This window comes from Sinomonas sp. P47F7 (genome assembly GCF_049332655.1).
Classification (GTDB): domain Bacteria; phylum Actinomycetota; class Actinomycetes; order Actinomycetales; family Micrococcaceae; genus Sinomonas.
Genome location: NZ_CP186327.1, coordinates 1,172,373 through 1,185,459, shown reverse-complemented (window position 1 = coordinate 1,185,459; position 13,087 = coordinate 1,172,373). Strand labels below are relative to the sequence as shown.

Annotated in this window: 10 protein-coding genes; 4 read left to right on the top strand and 6 right to left on the bottom strand. The window is 70.7% G+C overall.

The window, feature by feature from the left end:
- Positions 1 to 6: 6 nt before the first annotated feature.
- The 3 genes from ACOKR1_RS05715 to speB form a co-directional block, all read right to left on the bottom strand.
- A complete protein-coding gene (locus ACOKR1_RS05715) occupies positions 7 to 510 on the bottom strand; it encodes a MarR family winged helix-turn-helix transcriptional regulator (RefSeq protein ID WP_422935751.1) in 504 nt (167 codons plus the stop codon).
- 274 nt (positions 511 to 784) lie between these two features.
- Entirely contained in the window at positions 785 to 2,476 is a 1,692-nt protein-coding gene (locus ACOKR1_RS05710; protein ID WP_422935750.1) for a thiamine pyrophosphate-binding protein, read from the bottom strand.
- Positions 2,473 to 3,492 carry an agmatinase gene (speB, locus tag ACOKR1_RS05705; RefSeq protein WP_422936563.1) on the bottom strand — a complete coding sequence of 340 codons (1,020 nt, stop codon included), beginning with the start codon at positions 3,490 to 3,492 and terminating at the stop codon, positions 2,473 to 2,475. The genes ACOKR1_RS05710 and speB overlap by 4 nt, the downstream gene beginning before the upstream one ends.
- A 241-nt stretch (positions 3,493 to 3,733) precedes the next feature.
- On the opposite strand from speB, the gene ACOKR1_RS05700 reads away from it, so the two are divergent.
- Together ACOKR1_RS05700 and ACOKR1_RS05695 are read left to right on the top strand one after the other, a co-directional pair.
- Positions 3,734 to 5,710, top strand: a complete 1,977-nt coding sequence (locus ACOKR1_RS05700; protein ID WP_422935749.1) for an amino acid transporter — start codon at positions 3,734 to 3,736, stop codon at positions 5,708 to 5,710.
- A 256-nt stretch (positions 5,711 to 5,966) separates the two neighbouring features.
- Positions 5,967 to 6,824, top strand: a complete 858-nt coding sequence (locus ACOKR1_RS05695) for a hypothetical protein (RefSeq protein ID WP_422935748.1) — start codon at positions 5,967 to 5,969, stop codon at positions 6,822 to 6,824.
- Positions 6,825 to 6,967: 143 nt separating this feature from the next.
- Here the strand turns inward: ACOKR1_RS05695 and ACOKR1_RS05690 are convergent, their stop codons facing one another.
- Positions 6,968 to 7,543 (bottom strand): helix-turn-helix domain-containing protein, encoded by a 576-nt coding sequence (locus tag ACOKR1_RS05690; RefSeq protein WP_422935747.1) that lies wholly within the window; start codon positions 7,541 to 7,543, stop codon positions 6,968 to 6,970.
- 296 nt (positions 7,544 to 7,839) lie between these two features.
- Here ACOKR1_RS05690 and ACOKR1_RS05685 point away from each other — a divergent pair, with 296 nt between their 5' ends.
- Complete coding sequence (locus tag ACOKR1_RS05685) at positions 7,840 to 8,955, top strand: VIT1/CCC1 transporter family protein (protein WP_422935746.1); 1,116 nt, start codon at positions 7,840 to 7,842, stop codon at positions 8,953 to 8,955.
- Positions 8,956 to 8,970: 15 nt separating this feature from the next.
- Here ACOKR1_RS05685 and ACOKR1_RS05680 read toward each other — a convergent pair whose 3' ends face one another.
- Positions 8,971 to 10,095 carry an LOG family protein gene (locus tag ACOKR1_RS05680; protein ID WP_422935745.1) on the bottom strand — a complete coding sequence of 375 codons (1,125 nt, stop codon included), beginning with the start codon at positions 10,093 to 10,095 and terminating at the stop codon, positions 8,971 to 8,973.
- Positions 10,096 to 10,199: 104 nt separating this feature from the next.
- Between ACOKR1_RS05680 and ACOKR1_RS05675 the strand changes: the two genes are divergently transcribed.
- Entirely contained in the window at positions 10,200 to 11,636 is a 1,437-nt protein-coding gene (locus ACOKR1_RS05675) for a CehA/McbA family metallohydrolase (protein WP_422935744.1), read from the top strand.
- Between the two features lie 348 nt (positions 11,637 to 11,984).
- Here ACOKR1_RS05675 and ACOKR1_RS05670 read toward each other — a convergent pair whose 3' ends face one another.
- Complete coding sequence (locus tag ACOKR1_RS05670; protein ID WP_422935743.1) at positions 11,985 to 13,022, bottom strand: Gfo/Idh/MocA family oxidoreductase; 1,038 nt, start codon at positions 13,020 to 13,022, stop codon at positions 11,985 to 11,987.
- Positions 13,023 to 13,087 lie beyond the last annotated feature (65 nt).

Below are 13,087 nucleotides of genomic sequence, written 5' to 3'. Positions count from 1 at the left end.
GGTGCATCAGCGGGCAGCAAGCTCTTCCCCCTTCTGGGATTTGGTCTGGTCAAGGGAGGCCCCGGACTTGAGCGTGTGGCTCCGAGCCCGCATGGTTTCGGTCAGGCGGCAGATCGATGCCGCGCAGGCCTCGACTTCCGACTCGTCCCAGCCCTCGAGGAGCTCGAGGATGAGCGCGATGCGCGCCTCTTCGATCTCAGCGAGCCGGGCCTTCCCCGTGTCCGTGAGTTCGAGCAGCTGGGCGCGGCGGTCCTCGGGATCGGCGCGTCGCGTCACGAGTCCGCGATCGTGGAGCTCGGCGATGTGCCGGCTCAGCACCGGAGCGCTCACGCTGAGCTTCTCCGCGATGTCCACGGCGCGGCCGCCGAATTCGCTGATCATGCGCAGCACCCCCGCTTCCGCGGAGCCGACCTCGGTCGATTTGTGCTCGTGGGCGAGGCATCGAAGAACGCGCTGGAGGTCAAAGACACCGTGGATCAGCGCTCGGACTGATTGCGGTTCGACGGCCATGGTCACTTCCCTTGTTTGATTGCTTACCGCAACTATATATCCGAAACGGTTGCCTAGGCAAACTAATGTGAGGGACGTCATCCAGTTGCGCCGTCACGTCCGCAGGGTGTGCACCCTGCGGAGGTGACGGCGCAATGGGGAAGAGGGGCAATCGGGCCCGGCAACGAGTTGAGCCGTCACTTCCGCACTGTGCGGAGGTGACGGCTCAACGTGAGAGAGGGAGAGGCGGGCGGGTTGGACTGCGCGCGCGGCGGGCTGGGAAGGGCGGGTGGGTCTAGACGCCCAGATGCGTCGGGGCGAACATCCGCAGGAGCGTCTCGACGACGACGACGTTCGGCCCGTCCGCCGCGAAGCCTGCCTCGAGCGCCTCCCGCACGTCCTCGGGCGCGACCCTGCGCGCGGGAACCCCGAACGATTCGGCGAGCTTCACGAAGTCGGGCCGGGCGAGCTCGGTCGCGGTCGCCTGCCCGAACGCGCCGACCATGTACTCGCGGAGGATCCCATAGCCGCCGTCGTCGACGATGAGCCATGTGACGGGAACGTTGTGCTGTCTCGCGGTCGCGAGCTCGCTGATCGAGTACATTGCGGAGCCGTCGCCCGAGACGGCGAGCACGCGAGAGGGCTTCCCGATCGTCTCGAGCCCCACCGCTCCGCCGATCGCGGACGGGAAGCCGAAGCCGAGCCCGCCCGCGCCCTGCGCCGAGTGGAACTGGCCCGCGCGCGAATCCCAGCAGCTCCAGCCCCAATACGCGGCGATCGTCATGTCCCAGAACGTCTGCATCTCGTCCGGCACGGCGGCCCGGATGTCCGCCATGAAGCGGAGCTCCTTGCCGAGATCCTGCGCCTCGAGCCGCGCGCGGACGGCGTCCAGCGAATCAGCAACGAGGGCCTCGGGGGTCCGGCCATGCCAGTCGGGCACTAGCGGCATCCCGGCCATCGCGGCCTCGAGCGCGCCCTGGATCGCCGCGAGCGCCTGGCCCGCGTCGGCGCGAATGCCGAGGCCTGGCCGGTTCGACTCGAGGACGCGCGGCTCCGCGTCGATCTGGATGATGCGGCCCCGCGGCTCGAACGTGAAGTAGTTCGAGGTCACCTCGCCGAGCGAGGAGCCGATGACCACGAGCACGTCCGCGTCCTCGAGCACGTCGGTCATGTGCCGGTCCTCGACCCACGACTGGAGGGAGAGCGGATGCGTCCACGGGAACGCGCCGTTGCCCCCGGGCGTGCAGATCACCGGCGCTCGGAGCAGTTCGGCGATCGCGAGGAGCGGCTTCTCGGCATGGCCGCGGCGCGTCCCGCCGCCCGCGATGATTGCGGGGCGTTCCGCGGCGGCCAGCCACGCGACCGCCTCCCGCACGAGTTCGACGCGCGGCGGGTTGTCCGCGGCGACCGCGAGCGCGTCTTCGACGGGCGGGACCATGATCGGGTCCAGGAGCACGTTCTGTGGGATCTCGACCCAGACCGGCCCCTGCGGGGACGAGATCGCGTCCGTCCACGCATCCTGGATCGCCGACGGGATGCCCGACGCGTGCTGGATGAGCCGCTGGCTCTTCGTGACGTTGGCCGCCGAGGCCTTCTGGTCGTCGAGCTGGTGCAGCATCCCCTTGCGCCGTGCGCCGAGCCCCTCGAGCGGGATCTGGCTCGCGATGACGACCATCGGGACGCCCGTCGCGTACGCCTCCTGGAGCCCGGCGAGCGAGGTCAGGGCGCCGGGACCGGTGGAGAGGAAGAGAACCCCGACCTCGCCGGTCGCGCGCGAGTAGCCGTCCGCCTCGAACGCCGAGTTGTTCTCGACGCGGCTCGAGACGAACTTGAGGTTGCCGCGCCCCATCGCGTCGAACAGGCCAAGGGCGTGCTGGCCGGGGATGCCGAACACCGTTTTCGCGCCGAGCGCCTCAAGCGTCTCGACGACGAGGTCGCCGCCGTTGCGCTGGTGACCCGCGGCGCTAGCCGCCGCCGTGGCGCTCACTGGGCACCCGCCGTCGTCCGCTCGCCTGCCGCGGCGCTCGCGGAGGATACCGTGGGCTGCTCGCTCAGGAGGGAGACGAGATCGTAGGCGACGTGGCTCGCTGCGATGCCGGTGAGCTCGGCGTGGTCGTAGGCCGGGGAGACCTCGACGACGTCGGCGCCCACGAGATTGAGCCCGCGGAGGCCGCGGATGATCTCGAGGAGCTCGCGGCTCGTGATGCCACCGGCCTCGGGCGTGCCGGTGCCGGGTGCGTGGGCGGGGTCGAGGACGTCGATATCCACAGAGACATAGAGGGGACGCTCGCCGATGCGGTCGCGCAGCTTCGCGACGACGTCGCGCACGCCCTCGTAATAGACGTCGGAGGAGGTGACGATGCCGAAGCCGAAGCGGCGGTCGTCCTCGAGGTCCTTCTTGCCGTAGAGCGGGCCGCGCGTGCCCACGTGGCTCAGCGCGTCGGTGTCGAGGATGCCCTCCTCGACGGCCCGGCGGAAGGGTGTGCCGTGCGTGTATTCGGCGCCGAAGTACGTGTCCCACGTGTCGAGGTGTGCGTCGAAGTGGAGCAGCGCGACCGGCCCGCCAGCGCGCTCCGCGGCGGCGCGGAGCAGCGGGAGGGCGATCGTGTGGTCGCCGCCGAGGGTCACGAGGCGCGTGCCGCCGGCCGTGAGGTCGAGCGCGTCCTGCTGGATCGTCTCGATCGCCTCATGGATGTTGAACGGGTTGACGGCCATGTCCCCCGCGTCGGCGACCTGGGCTTCCGCGAACGGGGAGAGGTCGAGCGCCGGGTTGTACGGGCGGAGGAGGCGGCTCGCCTCGCGGACGTGGTTCGCGCCGAAGCGCGCGCCCGGGCGGTACGACACGCCCGAGTCGAACGGGACGCCCACGATCGCGACGTCAGCGTGCGCGACCTGATCGAGGCGCGGGAGCCGCGCGAACGTCGCGGGGCCGGCGAAGCGCGGGACGCGGGAGGAATCGATGGGGCCGAGCCGGCCGTTGTCCTCGATCCGGAGCTCTTTCAAAGGGGTGCCCTCCATAGCTTGTTCTGTTGTGATTCAGGCTACAGCAATGTTTCCTTCTATGCACCTATTGTTTCCACCCACCCTCCCGCGAACGACGACGGCGGCGCTCGCCTGAGCGCGCCACGTGTGATGTGATCTTTGTGAGGCCGCCAACACCGGCTGTTAAGAACGCATCAAGAATCAGGTCCCTCCGAGTCTGCGCGACTACTCTCCCTGCAGGACACCGGAAGATCAGGGAATCATGACAACTCTTACTCGACCGCCGGCCGAACCTTCGGACCGGAAGAAGCGCACCGGCCACGGCTTCCGCCGCTGGCTCCTCGAGGGAATCCCCGAGGTCTCGGGGCAGCACCAGGGGCCGCACGGCGTCCCGAAGGAGCACCACAAGGCCCAATCGTGGTGGAAGGTCATGTGCCTCACGGGCGTCGACTACTTCTCGACCCTCGGCTACCAGCCCGCCATCGCCGCCGTCGCAGCCGGCCTGCTCTCCCCCATGGCGACCGTCATCCTCGTGGCCGTGACCCTCGCCGGCGCGCTCCCGGTGTACCGCCGCGTCGCGAAGGAGAGCCACAAGGGCGAGGGCTCGATCGCGATGCTCGAGCGGCTCATGCCGCGCTGGACGGGCAAGCTGTTCGTCCTCGCGCTACTGGGCTTCGCCGCGACCGACTTCATGATCACCATGACCCTCTCCGCCGCGGACGCCAGCGCCCACCTCATCGAGAACCCGTTCGTGCCGCAGGCGCTGCACGGCCAGCAGGTCGCGATCACGCTCGCACTGCTCGCCGCGCTCGGCCTCGTGTTCCTGCGCGGATTCCGCGAGGCCATCAACGTGGCCGTGGTGCTCGTGGGCGTGTACCTCGTGCTCAACGCCGTGGTCGTGGTGGTCGGCTTCGGACACCTGTTCGGCGAGGGCGTCGCGGTGGTCGACTGGTGGAAGGCCCTCACCACCGAGCACAGCGACCCCTGGATGATGATCGGCATCTCGCTCCTCGTGTTCCCGAAGCTGGCCCTCGGCCTTTCGGGCTTCGAGACGGGCGTCGCGGTCATGCCGCAGATCAAGGGCGATCCGAGCGACACCGAGGAATACCCGGCCGGACGCATCCGCGGAACCCACCGCCTCCTCACCACGGCCGCGACGATCATGTCCGGGTTCCTCATCACGACGAGCTTCATGACGGTCGTGCTCATCCCGCAGGCCGAGTTCCAGACCGGCGGGAAGGCCGACGGCCGCGCCCTCGCATTCCTCGCGCACCAGTTCCTGGGCGACGGCTTCGGAACGGTCTACGACGTCTCGACCATCGCCATCCTGTGGTTCGCGGGCGCGTCCGCGATGGCCGGCCTGCTCAACCTCGTGCCGCGCTACCTGCCGCGGTACGGCATGGCGCCAGGCTGGGCCCGGGCCGTCCGCCCGCTCACGCTCGTGTTCACGGCCATCGGCTTCCTCATCACATGGATCTTCGAAGCGAACGTGGACGCCCAGGGCGGCGCGTACGCGACCGGTGTCCTCGTGCTCATGACCTCGGCGGCCATCGCCGTGACGCTCTCCGCATGGCGCAAGCGGCAGCGCGGGCTCACGTGGGCGTTCGGCATCATCAGCGCCGTCTTCCTCTACACGACCGTGGCCAACTCCCTCGAGCGGCCCGACGGAATCCGGATCGCGGCCCTCTTCATCCTGGGCATCGTCGTGGTGAGCTTCGCATCCCGCGTGCGGCGCTCGTTCGAGCTCCGCGCCACGCTCGTCCGGCTCGACGAGCAGGCGCTCGAGTTCCTCGCCGAGGTGGACCAGGGGCCCATCCGCCTCATCGCGCACGAACCCCAGCGCCTCGACTCCGAGCGGTACCGCACGAAGCTCGAGCACGCGCGCGCCGCGAACCACCTGCCCGAGGATGCGGACATCCTGTTCATCGAGGTCGTGGTGGACGACAGCTCCGAGTTCGAGCAGGAGCTCGACGTGCACGGGGTCAAGCGGCACGGCTTCAAGGTGCTCGAGGTCCATTCGAACAACGTGCCCAACACGCTCGCCGCGATCCTCCTGCACCTGCGCAACGTGACCGGCCTCATGCCGCACATCTACTTCCGCTGGACCGAGGGCAATCCGGTCACGAACCTCACGAAGTTCCTGTTCTTCGGCGAGGGCGAGATCGCTCCCGTGACGCGCGAGGTGCTGCGCGAGGCCGAGCCCCGCGTGACCGAGCGGCCCTGGGTGCACGTGGGCTGACGCCGGCCTCTCCGGGCCGCATCTCCCCGCACCGGTGCCTTCGCCACCCCGCGCCGCCCTCTGGCCCGGTTGATTGATCCCAACCGGTCCGAAGCGCGGCGCGTCGGCGGGGCGCGCGGTCACGGGACCGGAGAAGCGGGCTGGATCGCGGAGACCCGGAGCGCCCAAATCTCCTCCCCAGAACCGGCAACGGCCCGCCATCCACATAGCCGCCTCGCGGGCGTTCACGCCGGGTGACCCGTGGCTAGCTGGGGAGATGGACCCTCTTCAGTTACTTGATTCGCTCGGGGGCGTGGCCCGCGCGTCGACGCTTCTCGAGGCTGGGCTCAGCAGCAATGACCTCGCTTCGTTGGCGCGGCGGGTCCGGCGGCCCAAGCGCGGCGTCTACGCCACGGCTGACTGCCGTCGCGACTTCCTCGCGGCAATCATGCGCAACTCAGTCCTCACGTGCGCCTCGGCGGCCCGCGACCACGGGCTCTGGATCCGGGTCCAACCGGCGAGGCATCATCTCGGGTGCGGGCACGGCCACGCGAATGGCTCGCTCGCGCTGGCATCGCGCCTCGACGCGACGATCCACCGGGGGCTCAGGTACCAGCCACACCACACGTTGCCCTTGGCCGCGGTCGAAGACGTCGTACTGCATGCGCTTCGCTGCCTTCCCGAGCAAGCTGCCGTGCCACTCGCGGCGTCGGCGATCAAGCTCCACGGCCTGCGCTTCGAATTCCTCGAGGAGGATCTCACGGCCCGCAAGTCAGGACGTGTTCTGCAAACGCTCCGGAAGGTCGACCTCCGGGTCGAGTCGCTCCCGGAGGCCGAGGCCCTGCTGTTGCTGTTGCCGCTAGCCGAGGCGCTTGGAGTCGATGTTGAGCCCCAGGCCTTCATTCCGGGCATTGGCCGCGTCGACTTCCTGATCGCGGGCTTTCTCATCATCGAGATCGACGGTGTCGCGTTTCACTCCGACCGGACCTCGATGCTGCGGGACCGCGAGCGCGACAACTCGGCCACGCTCAGCGGCTACGTGAAGCTCCGCTATCTGCCTGATGTCATCTGGAATGCGCCCGAGCGGTTCGTCTCCGAGGTCACCGCGGCTCTCACGGGGCGGATTCGTGGGTGATCGCAGGCCTACCCGTGCTCCGGCCCGATTGATTCTTCCCAACCGGTCGGAAGTGCGGCGCGTCGGGCGAGGCTCGCACTCACGGGCCCGAGAAACGGGCTGGACCAGCCATAGCTCCCCGCGTCCGGCGCTCCCGCGCGGGGTCAGCGGCTCGCGGCCGGGACCAGAACCCAGAGGACGGTCGCGGGCTCATCCGCGGGATTGACCCACGTGTGCGGCTCGCGCCCGGGGAACGTGAGGGTGTCGCCTTCCTCGAGCTCGTAGCGATCGTTGGTCATGACGAGGTGGATCCGCCCGCGGACCACGTGCAGCACGTCCACGTCGCAGTCCACGGCGTACAGCTCCGACTCCCCCGTACCGCGCGGCGCGATCTCGGCCTGGATGACCTGCAGCCGGCGCTCTGAGCGCGCGGTCAGCAGCCGCTCGACGATCCCCTCGCCCCCGAGCGAGATCTTCGGTGCCTCGCCGGCGCGCGTGAGGTGGGTCTCCGGCGTCGCGAAGAGGTCGCCGATCGGAAGGGAGAGCACCTGGCACAGGGTCACGAGCGAGGCCACGCTCGGCGATGATTCGTCCCGCTCGACGCGGCTCAGGAAACCCTTGGAGAGGCCGGCGGCCTCGGCCACCTGCTCGATGGTCATGCGCTGCGATTCGCGCGCCGCCCGAATCCTCGAACCGATCGCCACGGACACGTTGCTGGGCTCGACCGGCAGGGCTTTCATGGGCCGCCTCTCTGGGACTCGCGCGGCCCGACGAGCGTCGGCCGGATCACAACAGTCTAGTGGAAACAGCCGATGCCCGTGAGGAATCCCCCTCCTCGCCGAGCGCCCACCAGGGCCGCGGACGACGGCGGCGACCGGCCCCCGCGGCCAGCGCGCAGCCGCCGTGGCCCGCCCGCCAGATTCAGGTGAGCCGAACTCCGATGCTGGGGTGGACCGGCCGAAAACCCGCGGAAATCCGGGCTAGAGTGCTGTGGGCAAAGGCGCCCGACGACGATCCACGCCAGCCCAGGAGCATCATGCCGACCCCCACCCCGGCACCAGAACAGCGCCCCCAGCCCACGCACGCCGACTACCGGCGGTGGCGTCAGTACCTCGCCGACGAGAAGGCGGAGGCGGGGATCTACCGTGCTTTGGCCGAACGGCGTGAGGGCGAGGAGCGGGAGATCCTGCTTGGCCTCGCCGAGGCCGAGGGCCGCCACGAGGCGCACTGGAAGGGGCTGCTCGGCGAGCAGCTCGGCAGGCCGCGGCCGGCGTCCCTGCGCAGCCAGCTGCTCGGATTCCTGGCCCGGCACTTCGGTTCGGTGTTCGTGCTCGCGATGGCGCAGCGCGCCGAGAGCCGCTCGCCGTACTCGGCCGATCCGTTCGCGACGCCCGCGATGGCTGCCGACGAGCGCATCCACGAGGAAGTGGTGCGCGGGCTCGCGGTCCGCGGCCGCACCCGGCTTTCGGGATCGTTCCGGGCGGCGGTGTTCGGCGCGAACGACGGGCTCGTGAGCAACCTCTCGCTCGTCACGGGCATGGCCGCGTCCGGGGTCTCGAGCCACGTCGTGCTGCTCTCAGGCGTCGCGGGGCTCCTCGCCGGCGCGCTGTCCATGGGCGCGGGCGAGTACATCTCGGTGCGGTCGCAGCGGGAACTGCTCTCGGCCTCGCTGCCCACGCAGATCACGCTCACGGCCGCGCCCGCGCTCGACCTCAATCAGAACGAGCTCGTGCTCGTGTACAAGGCGCGCGGCATGAGCCAGGCGGCCGCGGAGCACCGCGCCGCGGAGCGCCTCGGCTACTTCACGTGCGACTGCGACCCAAGCCTCTCGCTCCAGCCCGAGAAGGCGAACAACGCGGACGAGCACGAGGCGATCGGCTCCGCATGGCAGGCGTCGGTGAGCAGCTTCTGCTTCTTCGCGTCCGGCGCGATCGTGCCGATCCTGCCGTTCATCTTCGGGATGGTCGGGGTCCCGGCGCTGGTCCTCGCGGCGGTGCTCGTGGGGCTCGTGCTCCTCGGGACGGGCGCGATCGTGGGCCTGCTCGCGGGGGCGTCGCCGCTGTGGCGGGCCACCCGGCAGCTGCTCATCGGCTTCGGCGCGGCGGCGGTCACGTACGTGCTGGGCTGGATCTTCGGCGCGGCGGTCGGGTAGCCGCCTCCCGGCCAGCTAGGCGAGGGCCGCGACCGCCTCCTCGACTGAGTCGACGAGGTACACGCGCCCGTCCATGCCGCGATCGCGCGCGAGGCACGAAAGCAGGGGCCACGCGGGCAGCTCCTCCGTCCAGTGCCGGCGGCCTACGAGGACCATGGGCGTGATGGTCTCGGGCGTGCCGTAATAGTTCTCGCACGCGTCTTGGAACACCTCTTGCACCGTTCCCGCCGCGCCCGGCAGGAACACGACTCCCCCGGTGCACTTCTCGAGCAGCACCGCCTCCCGGACGGCATTCGCGAAGTACTTGGCGATGTGCGTCGCGAACAGGTTCGGCGGCTCGTGGCCGTAGAACCACGTGGGGATGCCAAGGCTCGGCGTCCCGCCCGGGTACAGTCCCAGGACCGCGAGCGCGGCCCGGGCCCACGCGCTCACCGACGGCCGGAAACGGGGGACGACGGCGACGCGCCGGAGCGCGTCGTCGAGGGCATCCGTGGGGCTCGCCGAGAGATAGGCGCCGAGGTTGGCGGCCTCCATCGCGCCCGGCCCGCCGCCCGTGGCGACCACGAACCCGGCCGCAGCGAGCCCGCGCCCGAGGCGAGCGGCGTCGTCGTACGCGGGGCTCCCCCGCAGGCCCGCGTGCCCGCCCATGACGCCCACGATCCGCCGCCCCGCGAACGGGCCCTCGAGCGCGTCCAGGAGCGACTCGCCGATGTGGTGGTCGTGCAGTGCGGCGGAGAGCGCGCTCTCGACGCCGGCCCTGCCCTGGCGCCGAGTCCACGCGTAGATGCGGGCGTCGGGCGTCTCTTCGTACGGCTCGAACTCGACGCCCTGGTACAGCTCGGGGCCGGTGTAGAGCGACGGCCGGTAGGGATCGAACGGCAGGCCTGGGAGCGCCGGGAAGACGAGCGCCCCGCGCGCCCGGAGCGACTCCTCCATACCGGGCGCGAGCGTGCAGCCGAGGAACATCGCGCCGGCCGGGTCCATGGCCTTGAGCTGGGCGGATCGGCCGCGGAAGTCGATGGACTGGAGCTGCCATCCCGCCATGCGGTGCGCTCCCGCGGAGGCGAGCTCGTCGAAGCGCTCGAGCGATTCGACCTCGAGCGTCCGCGGCATGGGGTTGAGCGCGGGCGTCGCATTCATGGAGTCAGGGTAGTCGCGGTTCCGTCAGGATTCCCTTGAACGAGTTCAGGGCGGGTTTCGCCGGGCTTCAGCCTGGGTTCATTCCGCGGGCCGAGCATGGCCCGATGACTTCGATGACTATCGCCGGTCGCCTCGACCCCGGCGCGGCCGACTTCGTCTACGTTCCCGTCGAGGTCCCGGCCGGTGTCAACCGGATGAGCGTCTCCTACACGTACAGCCGGCCGCCCGTCGAGCCCGGCCTGCCGTCCAACTCGTGCTGCATCGGCATCTTCGACGAGAAGGGCATCGAGCTCCACGGCGAGGGCTTCCGGGGCTGGTCGGGCGGGGCGCGCACGGAGTTCTTCCTGAGCGCCGGCGAGGCGACGCCCGGCTACCTCCCGGGCCCGATCGGCGAGGGAACCTGGCACGTGGTGCTCGGCCCGTACCAGGTGTCGGAGCAAGGCCTCGACTACGCGGTCACCGTGGCCTTTGGCTTCGGGCCTGATGGCGGGGCGCCCGAGCAGCAGTACCCGCCGCTCGCGGTCGAGGGCCGCGGCCCGGGCTGGTACCGCGGCGACGCGCACCTCCACACCGTCTACTCCGACGGCAAGCGCACCCCCGCGGAGGTCGCCGCGGAGGCCCGCGCCGGGCGCCTGGACTTCATCGTCTCGACCGAGCACAACACGTCCGCCTCGCACGGCGCGTGGGGTCCGCTCGCGGGCCATGACCTCCTGATCCTCACGGGTGAGGAGGTCACGACCCGCAACGGCCACTTCCTCGCGCTCGGGCTCGGGCCGGGCACATGGATCGACTGGCGGTACCGGGCGCGCGACGGCGAACTCGAAGACGCGGCCGAGCGCATCCGCTCCGCCGGCGGCCTCGTGGTCCCAGCGCACCCGTACTGCCCGTTCGTGGCGTGCCGGTGGAAGTTCGGCTACGACTCCGCCGACGCCGTCGAGGTGTGGAACGGCCCGTGGACCGCGGACGACGAGTCCGCGGTCGACACGTGGGACGCCATGCTGGTCTCCTCGACGCGGACCGAATCTGGGCGGACTTCGGGCCGCTGGCTCCCGGCGGTCGGGAACAGCGACGCCCACAGCGCGCCCCAGCCGGTGGGCCTCCCGCACAACGTCGTGAACGCGGCGGCGCTCTCCCGCGACGCCATTCTGGAGGGCCTCCGCAGCGGGCGGTCGTGGATCGCCGAATCCGCGGACGTCGCGGTCGACTTCACGGCCGAGGCCGGCGGCACGGTCGCCGGGATCGGCGAGCGGCTCGCGGCGGACGACGGCGCGCCGGTCACGGTGACGGCGACAGTGGTCGGGGTGCCGCACGGCGTGGTGCGCTTCATCACCGACGAGGGCCAGACGCAGCAGGTCACGCTTCCGGGGTCCGGCGAGGGCACGAGCTCGTGGGTCACGACGCCGCGACGCTCCGCCTATGTGCGCGTCGAGGTGCGGCACCCCAGGCCCGACGGCACCTCGGGCAGCGGCACCGCGATGGGCCCCGACCTCCCGCTCGGCCCCATGGCGGCCCTCACGAACCCGATCTTCCTCGGGCGGTAGACGGACGACGGCGCGGGGTCACCTCGCGTGGCGACGACCCCGCCGTCGGCCGCTCACCTCGCGTGGCGACGCCCCGCCGTCGGCCGCTCACCTCGCGTGGCGACGCCCCCGCCGTCGTCGGACGCCGGTTTCCCGGACTCCTCCGCCGGTTTCCCCGACTCCTCCGCAGAAATCCCCTGCTTCTGACGCCTCGTCGCGCTGGAGACCCGTTGTTTCCGGCACTTCGGCCGGGAATCGCGACAGATGCTGGGGCACTCGGTTCAGAAGCTGGGAAAGCCGGTTCAGAAGCTGGGGACGGCGGATCGGAAGTCGGGGAAGCCGGAGGGCGCCGCCCCGCCGCCGGGAGCCTCAGGCTCGCGCCGGGACCTCGACGCGCACCGGCCGGCCGGTCTCGAGCGACTCCTGGGCGGCGTCCGCGACGCGCGAGGCGGCGACGGCGTCCGCGGGAGTGCAGGGGTTCTCGCGCTCGCCGAGCACGAGCTCGACGAAGGCCGCGAGCTCCGCCCGGTACGCGAGGTCGAAGCGCTCGGCGAAGGTCTTGTGCGTCTCCCCCGCGGGGAACGCGACGCCCGGCTCGGTCGAGCGGAGCGCGGTCTTGTCGTCGAGGCCCACCATGACCGAGGACTTCGAGCCCTGGACCTCGAGGCGGACGTCGTGTCCGGCTCCGTTGTAGCGGGTCGCGGAGACGGTGCCGACGGTGCCGTCGTCGAACGTCACGACGGCGAGCGCGGTGTCGACGTCGCCAACCTCGCCGATCGCCGGGTCGCCGTTGTTCGAGCCGCGCGCGTAGACCTCGACGATCTCGCGGCCCGTGAGCCAGCGGAGGATGTCGAAGTCGTGCACGGAGCAGTCACGGAAGAGGCCGCCGGACGTCGCGATGAACTCGACGGACGGCGGGAACATGTCCCCCGTCATGGCGCGGAGCGAGTGGATCCAGCCGATCTCCCCCGCGTCGAAACGCCGCTTTGCCTCGAGGTAACCCGCGTCGAACCGGCGCTGGTGGCCGATCTGCACGAGCCCGCCGCGCTCGGCGATGTACTCGAGCACGGGCAGCGAGTCCGCGACCGAGCCCGCCACAGGCTTCTCGCAGAACACGGGAATGCCCGCGTCGACGCCCGCGCGGATGAGCTCGGGGTGGGTCGGCGTGCCGGTCGCGACGACGAGCGCGTCGATCTTGGAGGCAATCAGCCCCGGCGCGCCGCCGGGCACGAACTCGGCCCCGACCTCGGCGGCGACGCTCCGCGCGTGCTCCTCGGCGACGTCCGTGAGCTTGAACGCGAGGTCGATACCGCGGGCGGCGAACGGTTCCCGCAGCGCGGCGATGTTGCGCGCGTGCATGACGCCGATGCGCCCGACGCCGACGAGTCCGAGGGTCACTTGCTTCATGGGGCACTCCCTTGTGGCAGGTCTTATGGAGAGGGATATGGGAACGTTCCAAGGTTTCCCCTAGA

What these genes read in the sequence shown, in the direction of transcription:
- ACOKR1_RS05715 (WP_422935751.1), bottom strand. Translation starts at nt 510, where the DNA reads ATGGCCGTCGAACCGCAATCAGTCCGAGCGCTGATCCACGGTGTCTTT.
- ACOKR1_RS05700 (WP_422935749.1), top strand. Translation starts at nt 3,734, where the DNA reads ATGACAACTCTTACTCGACCGCCGGCCGAACCTTCGGACCGGAAGAAG.
- ACOKR1_RS05695 (WP_422935748.1), top strand. Translation starts at nt 5,967, where the DNA reads ATGGACCCTCTTCAGTTACTTGATTCGCTCGGGGGCGTGGCCCGCGCG.
- ACOKR1_RS05690 (WP_422935747.1), bottom strand. Translation starts at nt 7,543, where the DNA reads ATGAAAGCCCTGCCGGTCGAGCCCAGCAACGTGTCCGTGGCGATCGGT.
- ACOKR1_RS05685 (WP_422935746.1), top strand. Translation starts at nt 7,840, where the DNA reads ATGCCGACCCCCACCCCGGCACCAGAACAGCGCCCCCAGCCCACGCAC.
- ACOKR1_RS05680 (WP_422935745.1), bottom strand. Translation starts at nt 10,095, where the DNA reads ATGAATGCGACGCCCGCGCTCAACCCCATGCCGCGGACGCTCGAGGTC.
- ACOKR1_RS05675 (WP_422935744.1), top strand. Translation starts at nt 10,200, where the DNA reads ATGACTTCGATGACTATCGCCGGTCGCCTCGACCCCGGCGCGGCCGAC.
- ACOKR1_RS05670 (WP_422935743.1), bottom strand. Translation starts at nt 13,022, where the DNA reads ATGAAGCAAGTGACCCTCGGACTCGTCGGCGTCGGGCGCATCGGCGTC.